General features: G+C 68.2%; 12 protein-coding genes. 5 read left to right on the forward strand and 7 right to left on the reverse strand.

Annotated elements, in window-relative coordinates; genetic code table 11:
* Positions 1–4: 4 nt before the first annotated feature.
* The gene (locus LL236_RS14310) at positions 5–1129 is read right to left on the reverse strand and encodes a hypothetical protein (RefSeq protein ID WP_228179501.1); all 1125 of its coding nucleotides are present in this window, start codon (positions 1127–1129) and stop codon (positions 5–7) included.
* A 68-nt stretch (positions 1130–1197) separates the two neighbouring features.
* Here LL236_RS14310 and LL236_RS15090 point away from each other — a divergent pair, with 68 nt between their 5' ends.
* Positions 1198–2574, forward strand: a complete 1377-nt coding sequence (locus LL236_RS15090; protein ID WP_228179502.1) for an ATP-dependent DNA helicase — start codon at positions 1198–1200, stop codon at positions 2572–2574.
* 7 nt (positions 2575–2581) lie between these two features.
* On the opposite strand, the gene LL236_RS14320 is transcribed toward LL236_RS15090, so the two are convergent.
* Together LL236_RS14320 and LL236_RS14325 are read right to left on the reverse strand one after the other, a co-directional pair.
* Positions 2582–3247 (reverse strand): biliverdin-producing heme oxygenase, encoded by a 666-nt coding sequence (locus LL236_RS14320; RefSeq protein WP_228179503.1) that lies wholly within the window; start codon positions 3245–3247, stop codon positions 2582–2584.
* A gap of 72 nt (positions 3248–3319) precedes the next feature.
* Positions 3320–3628 carry a DUF2470 domain-containing protein gene (locus LL236_RS14325; RefSeq protein WP_228179504.1) on the reverse strand — a complete coding sequence of 103 codons (309 nt, stop codon included), beginning with the start codon at positions 3626–3628 and terminating at the stop codon, positions 3320–3322.
* A 79-nt stretch (positions 3629–3707) separates the two neighbouring features.
* Here LL236_RS14325 and LL236_RS14330 point away from each other — a divergent pair, with 79 nt between their 5' ends.
* Both LL236_RS14330 and LL236_RS14335 read left to right on the forward strand, forming a co-directional pair.
* Positions 3708–5000, forward strand: coding sequence for a serine hydrolase domain-containing protein (locus tag LL236_RS14330; protein ID WP_228179505.1), 1293 nt, complete (start codon positions 3708–3710; stop codon positions 4998–5000).
* 64 nt (positions 5001–5064) lie between these two features.
* Entirely contained in the window at positions 5065–5928 is an 864-nt protein-coding gene (locus tag LL236_RS14335; protein ID WP_228179514.1) for an EamA family transporter, read from the forward strand.
* Between the two features lie 21 nt (positions 5929–5949).
* Here LL236_RS14335 and LL236_RS14340 read toward each other — a convergent pair whose 3' ends face one another.
* On the reverse strand, positions 5950–6918 hold the full coding sequence (locus LL236_RS14340; RefSeq protein WP_228179506.1) for a nucleoside hydrolase: 969 nt from the start codon (positions 6916–6918) through the stop codon (positions 5950–5952).
* Positions 6919–7041: 123 nt separating this feature from the next.
* Between LL236_RS14340 and LL236_RS14345 the strand changes: the two genes are divergently transcribed.
* Positions 7042–7878 carry a PfkB family carbohydrate kinase gene (locus tag LL236_RS14345; RefSeq protein ID WP_228179507.1) on the forward strand — a complete coding sequence of 279 codons (837 nt, stop codon included), beginning with the start codon at positions 7042–7044 and terminating at the stop codon, positions 7876–7878.
* A 3-nt stretch (positions 7879–7881) separates the two neighbouring features.
* On the opposite strand, the gene LL236_RS14350 is transcribed toward LL236_RS14345, so the two are convergent.
* The 3 genes from LL236_RS14350 to LL236_RS14360 are packed head-to-tail and all read right to left on the reverse strand — an operon-like array spanning position 7882 to position 10357.
* Positions 7882–8679 carry an ABC transporter permease subunit gene (locus tag LL236_RS14350; RefSeq protein WP_228179508.1) on the reverse strand — a complete coding sequence of 266 codons (798 nt, stop codon included), beginning with the start codon at positions 8677–8679 and terminating at the stop codon, positions 7882–7884.
* 1 nt (position 8680) lies between these two features.
* Positions 8681–9622, reverse strand: a complete 942-nt coding sequence (locus LL236_RS14355; protein WP_228179509.1) for an ABC transporter ATP-binding protein — start codon at positions 9620–9622, stop codon at positions 8681–8683.
* A gap of 42 nt (positions 9623–9664) precedes the next feature.
* A complete protein-coding gene (locus tag LL236_RS14360) occupies positions 9665–10357 on the reverse strand; it encodes a TetR/AcrR family transcriptional regulator (protein ID WP_228179510.1) in 693 nt (230 codons plus the stop codon).
* 199 nt (positions 10358–10556) lie between these two features.
* Between LL236_RS14360 and LL236_RS14365 the strand changes: the two genes are divergently transcribed.
* Positions 10557–10751, forward strand: coding sequence for a hypothetical protein (locus LL236_RS14365; protein ID WP_228179511.1), 195 nt, complete (start codon positions 10557–10559; stop codon positions 10749–10751).
* Positions 10752–10968: the final 217 nt, after the last annotated feature.

Genomic DNA, 10968 nt, shown 5'->3' on the forward strand with positions numbered 1-10968 from the left:
ACCCTCACCCGAGCAGGATCGAGGCCGTGCCGTCGGGAAGGATGTCGATGGTGCCCGTGACCACGAACGGGACATCGACACTCACATCGCTCACGCTGCCGTCGAACAGGGAGCGAGAGCGAAGCTCGATGTGCGCCATGGCGGCTGCCTCAGCGATGCGCCACCCGGCGCCGTCGGCCACGAGCGACACCGTCGGGTCCTGCACGATCGACCACGTCGGCAGAGTGACGATTCGATCGGTGAGATCGAACCCGAACGGGCAGGCGGTGGGCTGCAGAACCTGCTGCAGCGTGCACTCCTCGAGGAAGGCATCCACCTTGTCTTGCACGAGGGTGACGAACTCGTCGGATGCCGTCGCGGTGACCGTGACCGGGACACTTGTGAACGGGACGTCGGAGAGCATCGCAACTCCCGGCGAGGTCGCGGTGGGGGTGTCGACGGTCACCGAGTAGATGCCGGGTGAGAACACGAGCAGGGGAATCGACGCTGACAGATCGGCGGCGACTCCGTCGGGCGAGACCTGCCGCTTGTCCACGCTGAAGCCGTTCACCGCGAACTCCGCCGATCCGTTGACGGTGAGATCCATGACCGCGATGGGGCTCTGCGCGAACTCCCAGCGCGGGAAGATCCCGATCATGCCGTCCTGTACCACCGAGAACGTCGTGGATGCGTCGTGGCCGCCCGCGGAGTACGCGAGGGTCACCGCGACGGTGTCGCCGCTTCTCGTTTCAGACACGACACGGATGTCGCTGAGATCGCCGAGCGCGCTGGAGCGAAGGAAGTCCTCGGAAGCGTTGGCGGGCAGCCCAGCGGCCTCCAGGTCGGCTGACGAGACCGCGACCCCCGGCACGGCAAGCGCCTGGGTGGCATTGCCGTCAGCGAGCAGGTTTGCGTAGCGCACCACGAAGGCCGACGGGCTGTAGAACTGCGCGTAGAGGGTCGCTCCCGCGGCGATGAACGCGGCGATCAGCAGTAGGCCGACCGCCGAGAGGATGATGAGGTCGCCGGTGAGTGAGCGGCGCGCGTCCCGGCGGCCGCGGCGAGACGCGCGCTGCGCGGCGCCTGTCGCGAGTGGCGTCTCGGGCGCGATGGCAGCACCGCCCGACGCGTTCTCCCCCGTGGTGCTCACGGCACCAGTCTAGGAACGACGTGCTGTGAGGACGCCCTGCCGCGGCGCGCGCTGGGTAGCATGGCCCGGTGCAGGCGCCCGAACTCTCCGCAGAGCAAGAGGCGCTGTTCCGACTCATCGAGGACACGCGCGACCACGTGTTCGTGACCGGTCGGGCCGGAACCGGCAAGTCGACGCTCCTGCAGCACCTGTCCTACCGGACCAGCAAACAGATCGCCGTCTGTGCGCCCACCGGTGTCGCTGCCCTCAACGTCGAAGGCCAGACGATCCACTCTCTGCTGCGCTTGCCGATCGGTTTGATCGCGGACGCCGACCTCGAGCATCCGGATGCCACCCGCAAGCTGCTGAACGCCATCGACACCCTCGTGATCGACGAGATCTCGATGGTCAACGCCGACGTCATGGACGCCATCGATCGTTCCCTTCGGCAGGCACGAGGTCGGCGTGCCGAGCCGTTCGGTGGAGTGCAGATCGTCATGTTCGGGGATCCGTACCAGCTCGCGCCGGTGCCGCCACGACATGGCGACGAGCAGCGGTACATCCGCGATCACTACCGGTCGTTCTGGTTCTTCGATGCGCGGGTGTGGGCGGGGTCGGACGCGGCGCTTCCCGGATCGGAGGGGTCGTCGCTGCTGGATCTCGGGCGGTACGGCGCATCGCTCCAGATCCGCGAGCTCACCGAGATCCACCGGCAATCCGATCCGGAGTTCCGCCGGATGCTGGGAGCCGTACGCCACGGTCGGGTCACCGCCGACATCGCCCAGGTGCTCAACGACACTGGCGCTCGCACCCCGCCGGTGGGTGGGGCCGACGAACCTCCGATCATCACGCTTGCCACACGCAACGACATCGTCACCCGCATCAACCGTGCTCACCTGGATGCGCTGCCGGGTGCGACTCAGACGGCGCACGCCGAGATCAGCGGTGACTTCGGACGTGGGGATGCCGCGTATCCCGCCGACGCGGAACTGCAGCTCAAGGTGGGTGCTCAGGTCATGTTCTTGCGCAACGACGTGTCGACATTCGGCCAGCCGCCCCGGTGGGTGAACGGCACCATCGGAACCGTGACGCGGATCGCCGGCGGCACGGTGCGCGTGGAGGTCGATGGTGAACAGATGGATGTCGAGCCCGCCGTCTGGGAAAGGTTCCGGTACGCGTACAACTCGTCGACGCGGTCGATCTCGCGCGAGATCGTGGCGGAGTTCACCCAGTTCCCGCTGCGCCTGGCGTGGGCGGTGACGATTCATAAGTCGCAGGGGAAGACGTACGACAGAGCCATCATCGACCTGGGCTCGGGTGCTTTCGCGCCCGGCCAGACCTACGTGGCGCTGAGCCGCCTGACCTCGCTTGACGGGCTCTACCTGACGCGCCCGTTGCGGCCCCGTGACATCCGGGTCGACCCCGATGTGCAGCGGTTCATGGCTGCCGTCCGCGGGCGAGCCTGAGGATCGCTCAGGCGATCTCGGCGATGCTGCCCGAAGCCTTGGCGGCGGCAAGGTCGACGAAGACATCGGTGTTGAACTGGTAGGCGCGGAGCACTTCGTCGATGACGCGCTCCTGTTCGTCGGCGTCCCAGGGAGCGGCATCCAGTTGCTCCCGATACACGTCCTTGAACGCGCGCGGGTCGGCGATGTCGTCGAAGACGTAGAAGCCGATGCCGTTGGTCTCGAAGCCGAATTGACGCGCCATGAGCTTGCCGATGAACTGGCCGCCCGAAAGGTCGCCGAGGTAGCGGGTGTAATGGTGGGCGACGAATCCCCCGGCCCAGGTGGAGCCGACCTCGTTGATCCGGTCGACGTAACGCTGGGTACTCGGGAGTGGGGCGATCCGGTCGCGCCAATCCGGTCCGATGAGGAACTCGAGGTCGGCCTCCAGCGCCGGAATGCGGGTGAGCTTCTCGCTGATGAAGGGCGCGGCGACGGGGTCGTGGCGCATCACCTCGGCAGCGCGCTCGATCGCGTCGTACATGAACCAGTGCTGGGCGACCAGCGCGATGTAGTCCTCGCGCGTGCCCTCGCCCTTCATGAGATCGCTCATGAAGCCGGCGTGTTCACTGCCCGAGTGGGCATTGCTCGAACGCTCGCGCAGGGCGGCCGAGAATGGGGTCACGGGTGTCATGGGCACCAGTGTACCTTCAGGTAAGCAGAACCTGACAAGCCCAAAGTCCCCGTGGTTGCGGGTCGGCGCCACTCACTCGTGCGGTCGGGGCTGGACTCCCAGACGCTCGCACGCCGCGTCATAGAGCTTCACGATCTCGGCCCGAATCTGCGGGCGCTCCGTGATGGGGCCCCCCGGCCATGGCACGGACACGGTGACCGTCGCGCCATCGCCCATTTCGGCATCCCACACGCCGCCGTTGCCGTCGAGATCCGACATGACCGCACTCACGGCATCCGCCTGCCCGAACGCCCTGACGATCAGAAGATTGTCGCCGCCGTGGTCGCCGTTCATGTGGGCAAGGACGCCGGTGCGGATGCTGTCGTCGAAGCGATACGTCATGGTCACAGCGTAGGGGCCGTGATCTTCGTGTGATGTTGATGTGTTTGAATGCTGAATGCACGAACAACGGGGGTTGGGTATGGGTGCGACGATCCTCAGGAGGCGATGGAGCGCCCTCGGGATCGCGACGGTTGCCCTCGCGGCCACCCTGGTTGGGTGCGCTCCCACGGAAACCGTCGAGATCGACGTGCCGGCCCAGGTCGAGGGCGGCTTTCCCGCCGACACTCAGTCGCAGCTGGATGCGGCGCTGGCCGAGGCCATGGCCGCGACCGGATCGTCGGGCGCCATCGTGGGCGTCTGGGCGCCCTGGAGCGGCTCCTGGGTCGCCGGCGTCGGGACGCAGTCTCCGTCGAGCTCGCAGGAGGTCACCTCCGACATGGAGTTCCGCGCAGCGCGCGTGACGCGTGCCATGACCTGCGACGTGCTCTACGCGCTCGTCGAGAAGGAGGTCGTCGCCCTTGGCGACAAGGTCTCAGACTACGTCGGGGGCGCATCCGGCCTGGAAGACGTGACCCTGGGTCAGCTGTGCGACAGCTCGTCGGGCCTCGGCGCATCAGCGCCCTCGCTCTGGAATGACTGGCTGAAGACCCCGAACCGCGAGTGGCCCCCGCTCGAACTCGCCGCCTACGGCATGGGGCGAGAGCGCACCACCGATCCCGGCGACGCCTTCGTCGACTCGGATGCCGGTTACTTCTTGCTCGGTCTCGCGCTCGAGACGGCGACGGCGACATCCCTGCCCGACCTCGTCGAGCAGTACGTCACGGAGCCTCTCGCTCTCGATTCCACGTGGCTACCCGGTCCGGAGCCGGCGACACCGTCCGGTGACAGCGACACGCCGTCGCTGCGCGGCAACAACTCGCTGCCGGGCGAGGACGGGCAGTTGCTGTGCGCCGACCCCCTCGATATCACCACGCTATCCGCGAGCATCGGCTACGCCGACTCGGGAGCGGTCTCGACGATCACCGATCTTGGTCGCTACGCGCAGGCGCTTGCCACCGGCGCACTGCTGGCAGATGACCAGACGCGGTTCGATAGCCCCCGCGCGGTGTACCCGGGCGCACCGACCTGGTACACCTATGACGGCGGAGCCTTCACCGCTGGGGGCCTGATCGGTCAGCACGGCGCGATTCCGGGGTATCTCACAGCTGCCTACGCCGACCCCGACACCGGCCTCACTGTGGCGGTCGTCCTCAACAACTCCGCGGCTCCCGCGGGGCTTGCCGCCAACCTCGCCTGGGAACTTGCCGCGATCGCCTCGAAGGCCCCCGCCGCGGCAGGCGAAACAGCCCCCGCGGCCGGGCTGCCGTGGACCGCCGAACAGCAGGCCGAGACCATCCGCGGCGCAGCGGTGTGCCCGCTGCCTCAGCCGTGACCACGGACGCGGGGTGAACGCACCGCGCGCCGTCCCCCTGTCGTCGCCGCCGTTCGCGGTCGGGATGGTCGTCACGGGTCTGGTGTGTCAGGAGCTCGGGGCATCGCTCGCCGTGCTCTTGTTCCCCGCCCTCGGGCCCCTCGGGATCGTCTTCCTGCGCCTCGGCTTCTCGGCCGTCATCCTCATGATCATCGCTCGGCCGAGCCTTCGCGGTCATACGCCGGCAGCCTGGCGATCGGTCATCGGGTTCGGTCTGGTCCTCGCCCTCATGAACTGCCTGTTCTATCTGGCGCTCGCACGACTTCCTCTCGGGGTCACCGTGACGATCGAGGTACTCGGACCGCTCGTGCTCTCGGTGATCGCCGCGCGTCGCGCCAGCGCCTGGCTGTGGGCGGGACTCGCGCTCGTCGGGGTCATCGCCCTGGCCGGCGGCGGCTGGGACCGATTGGATCCCCTCGGCGTGCTGTTCGCCCTGGGAGCTGCCTCTAGTTGGGCGCTGTACATCCTCGCTTCTGCGCGGGTGGGGCGTGAGTTTCCGCGCCTCGATGGGCTCGCTCTCGCAATGGTCGTGGGGGCGCTTGCGGCACTGCCGTGGGGGTTGATCGCCGCCGGTGGCGCGCTCGTGCGCGTCGATCTGCTCGCGTTGGGCGCGGCAGTGGCAGTGCTGTCTTCGACCATCCCGTATGCACTCGAACTGTTGGCGCTGCGACGGCTGGCGGCATCCGCCTTCGCGATCTTGATGAGTCTCGCCCCGGCGACAGCGACCCTTGCCGGCTGGCTGCTGCTCGGTCAGGGCATGACGTGGCTCGAGATCGCCGGAGTCGCGCTGGTCATCGCCGCGAGCATCGGTGCGGTGCGTGCAGCATCAGCCCGAACGACAACCGGCGCGCGGGGACCGGATGTCGCGCCAGCTGAGCCCTTGCCGTGAACCCGTGCCGCCTGACGCGAGCTACTGCGCGGCCGCGTCGCCGAGGATCGTCGACACCAGGTGCGCGGTGAGGGTATCGGAGCCCTCGAAGAGCACCCGGGTCCGCACACCCTGGTGATCGCGAGGGCCGAGGCGCTGCCCGCGCATATCGACGACGGTCGAGCCGCGAGAGGGTCCGTCGGTCGTATCGATGACGACGGGAACTCGCAGGCCAGGGCCGATGCCCGGGGCGCCGGCCGCGGCCATCGCCGCCAGCGGGTCGTGGAGCGGGCTCAGCCGGGCGCCGAACTGAGGCACATAGAAGTCGAGGTAGTGATCGAGGATCTCGCCGACAGCGCGGGCGAACGGATCAGCGGAGGCGAGCAAGAGGCCGCGGTCGCTGTCGGTGAGGATGTGATTCATCGTGACGTCCAGGGGAACGAACGTCACATCCCAGTCGGCCCGCGCGAGGGCGTCGGCAGCCTCGGGGTCGTTGAAGATGTTCGCCTCCGCGACGGGAGTGATGTTGCCGGGGACGAGAGCTGCGCCACCCATCGTCGTGACACCGGCGATCCGCGACGGCAGCGAGGGGTCTCGCTCCAGAGCGATCGCGATGTTGGTGACGGGCCCGATAGTGAGGATGTGAAGCGCGCCAGCGTGAGCGTGGGACAGCTCGAGAAGAAGGTCTGCAGCGTCGCGATACGAGGCCGTGTTTCCTGCCTCGGGAAGGGCGACACCACCGATGCCGTTGGCGCCGTGCACGTGTGGCGCGCCGCCACTGTAGGGGTGGCTGAGGTGGTCGTGAGCGCCGACAGCGACGGGGATGTCGGGCGCGCCCGCCAGCGCCAGGAGGTCGAGGGTGTTGCGGGCCGCCTGCGCGGCATCCGTGTTGCCGCTGACCGTTCCGATGCCGACCAGCTCCACCAGGGGCGAGCGCAGCAGGTAGGCCAGGGCGACGGTGTCGTCGATACCGGTGTCGCAGTCGAGGTAGAGCGGAAGTGGCGCAGTCATGTCGCTCCCGAAGATGAGGTGAGCGGACGGCGCTGTCCGGGGCGCGTCGCGCACCCCTTCGGTTATATCGCGCGGTGACCCCTTGGTCGTAGCCGGGGTGATGCCGCGTGATGGAATGTGGACATGACATCCCCAGCCCCCGGTCCGCTCTGTGTGGTCGGAAGCATCAACGTCGACATTTCGGTCACCGTGGATCAGCTCCCGGTCCCCGGTGAGACGGTGCGTGGTGTCGGGCCGGTTCGGGGCGCCGGCGGCAAAGGGGCGAATCAGGCAGCTGCAGCCGCTCGACTGGGCGCGGCGGTACGGATGCTCGGGGCCGTTGGAGACGACGCCGACGGTCGGGCCATGCTCGAGAACCTGCGCCGCGCGGGAGTCGACACGTCAGGCATCCGTGTCGTCGCAGAACCGACGGGAACGGCAATCATCACGGTGGATGCCGCGGGCGAGAACACAATCGTGGTGTGCGCGGGCGCCAACGATACGGTCGATGGCGCGGGCCAGTTCACGCCCGACGAAGCCGTGCTCGCGCAGTTGGAGATCCCTCCGCACGCGATCGAGACTCTCGCGGCATCCGTGCCCGGGTTCTTCGCGCTGAACGCAGCGCCGGCGCGGGACATCCCAGCATCGGTCCTGCAGCGTGCGGACCTCGTGATCGTCAACGACGCCGAGTTCGCCGCTCTGCCATCAGTCTCGGCGGCGCAGCTGGTCGTGGTCACACACGGCGCGCGCGGGGCGTCGCTGTGGCGTGACGGTGAGCGGGTCCTGACCGCTCCGTCACCCGTGGTCGAAGCCGTGAGCGCCGTCGGCGCCGGGGATGCCTTCAGCGCGGCTATCACGCTCGCCGTGCACGCCGGATGGCCCGACGATGTCGCGCTGGCGGCCGCGTGCGCGGTGGGCGCCGACGCGGTGACCCACGTCGGCGCCCAGCCTCCCCTTCGCTCGCTCGATCAGTACCGGTGATCCTCAGCCGGTGACATCGCGGGAGCGCAGCGCAAGGGCTGCAGCTCCGGTGAACACGATCGCGACGCCCCAGACCGCCGCGATGCCCCACCCGAGTCCCGATTCAAGCGGCGACTCGCTGTAGGCCCAGGAGTACGGCGACAGCCGTTCAACCCACGCGAGATCCTCGGACTGGTTCGCGACAGCCTGAAGTGCGTACCCGTAGACGGCGATTCCCGCACCGGCCGCGACCCCGGCGATCCGGCGACCGGAGATCGCTCCGGCCAGCAGCGCGGCTGTGGCAGACAGTGCCCCCAGCCCAGTGAGGGCTGCTGTGGCAGCGACGATTCCGGATGCTTCGAGCCCGAGTTCCGAGGGACCGTTGAGGACCCCGACCACCACGCCGATGACGACGCCGAGCGCGATGAGCTTGACGAGGATAGCCAGCGCGTTCTCGAGGACATAGGCAACGCGGCCGATGCCGTGGGCGAGGTCGAGTTCCAGGCGGCCGTTCTCTTCGGCGCCACCGATCGCGCTCGCTCCCCAGGCGGTGGTTGCGATGACGATGAGCGCGAAACCGATCAGACCGAAGAAGGTTGCTTGCGCATATCCCGAGCCGGTGCCGATCTGGTCATAGCCGAGCGCGTCGACCAACTCCGGGGGAAGGGTGGCGATGATCTCCTCGAGCGAGCCGTTGCTGCCGAACGATGGAAACAGGGGAAGGTACAGAGCAAGGGCCGCGGTCAGACCCAGCGCCCACGCGAGCAGCCCGCGCCAGGAGTCGCGCAGGTTCCGGCCTGCGACAGGAAGCACACCGGCCATGTCACTCGCCTCCCATCGCTGCGGAAGTATCGGCGCTCGCGGCGCCGTACAGGCGCAACACCGACTCTTCGAGGTCGGGCTCTTCGATCAGCAGCTCCGCCACGTGGAAACGGGCCAGTGCCTTCACGAGTGGGTCGATTTCACCCTCGATCGTGGCGTGCACGATCACCCGGTCATCCTGCGCGCGAACCTCGGGAGGCGCGGCCGGCGACAGCGGTGTGAGTGCGCCGCGGACCGCGTCGGGGTCGGCATCCGTCATCACAGCCCGGATGCGGCGCACGGCGCCGAGCCGGAGCTCGTCGACAGCACCCGCCGCGACCATCCGGCCCTGGCTGAGCACCGCGACGTCGTCAGCTGCCTGCTGGATCTCGCTGAGGACATGAGAGCTCAGCAGGACAGTCTGGCCGTTGTGTCGGGCCTCCTGCACAAGCCCGAGGAACTCGCGCTGCATGAGGGGGTCCAGTCCGCTCGTCGGCTCGTCGAGGATGAGCAGCGGTGGCTCGTGCATGAATGCCTGGATGAGCCCGAGCTTCTGTTTGTTGCCCTTCGAGAGGGTGCGGACGGGACGGGACAGATCGCACGAGAGACGCTCGGCCAGCTGCTCGATCCGTCCCTGGCGCACCGGCCCCGAGACGCTCGCGTAGAAGTCGAGGAGACGTCGTCCGGTGGCGCGTCCCTCCATCCGCAACTCACCGGGGACGTAACCGATGCGTCGCCGGAGCGCGGCCCCGCCGGTTCGCGGATCAGTTCCCAGGACGCGGGCGGTGCCGCTGGTCGGCCGGATGATGTCGACCAGCATCCGGAGAGTCGTGGTCTTGCCGGCCCCGTTGGGGCCGATCAGGCCGAACACCGTGCCCTGAGTTACCGTGAGGGTGAGGCCGTGAAGGGCGGTGCGCCGCCCGTATTGCTTGCGCAGGTCGTTCAGTTCAATGGCAGGGGTCATCCCCTGCTCCTTTCGTCGCTGGAGTGTTGATGGATGCCGGGGTCAGCCGGCCAGCGGCGGGTCGGGATCCTGGTGCGGGTCGTTCTCACCTTTGCCCGAGGGCGGGCCGAGGGGTCGCGCCAGCGCGTCCTGCGCGGCGGTCAGCAGCCGGTCGTCCGCGTAGATGCCGTGGGTGTAGAGCTCCAGGAGTGGCAGGGTGAGCCGGCGAAGAAGCGCCTCGGTCAGGCCGTCCTCACCGAGGCTGCGAGCGAGCTGGCGGCGCAGCAGCACCGGGGCGAGGCCGTACAGCGTCACTGCGGTGACGGTCGCGTCCATGTCGGACTGTGGGCGCATCATCCCGGCCGCGGCCTGTTGCTCGAGCAGGTCGCGCGTCGCGGCGGCCAAGGAGTCGAACAGATCGTCTGCCGCCGCGGTGTCGGATGTCAGCATCCGGGACATGTAGTCCAGCAGCGGCTCATAGCGCTGGCGGTCAGCGAGGGCCTCCCGCATCATCGCTGACGCACCGCCACCTGCGAGGCGCCCCTTGTCGGTGACCAGTGTCTGGACGACATGGGCGTCGCACTCTTCGCGCAGGCCTTCCTTCGAGCCGAAGTGGTGCACGATCAGAGCGGCACTGACGCCCGCCCGTTGTGCGATGTCGCGCAGGCTCGCTGCGTCGAAACCGCGCTCCGCGAAAGCCGCGATGGCCGCATCGCGGATCCGCTCTCGGGTCGAGGCGTCAGGCATTGAACGCATGTTCAACAGGTTAAACACTTGTTCAGTGTGCCGTCAAGGGGCGCCGGCCTCCGTTGCTGGCGTCTGGAGGATCAGGCCCGCCGACGCGAACTATGTCTGGTCAGGCCCAATCCCGCAAGCCCCTGGGAAGCGGCGAACAGGTCAGCTAATCTCATCGATTGCGACGTGAGTACGCGCTCTGCAGACGAAAGGAGACCCCATGGGATTCATGGACGATGCGAAAAAGAACCTCGCGGAGGCTGCGGAGAACACTGCCGACGCCATCCAGGACGGCGTCGACCGCGTCAAGGACAAGGCCGAAGAGATGTCGGCCGAAGCTGACGTCAAGAAGGCGGAGGCCGAACGCGACGCCATCAAGGCTCGCAACGACGTCAAGGAAGAAGCCCGAGACTGACGTCCCCCTGAACCCGAAGGCCCGCGCAGAGTACTGCGTGAGCCTTCGATGCTTTCGGCAGGTTCGCTTCCATCCGCCACTCCACACGCCGCTGTGCGGCGCGCGGAGCCTCCGGCGGCGTGGGCCCACCCGCACGCGGCGATCGGTTCCTACGGCACCCACGCGAATGCCCTCCCGCACGGCCTACGGCCGCACGTGAGGGCATTGGAGGGGCTGA

Origin of the sequence: Microbacterium schleiferi, from assembly GCF_020781975.1 — a bacterium.
GTDB lineage: Bacteria > Actinomycetota > Actinomycetes > Actinomycetales > Microbacteriaceae > Microbacterium.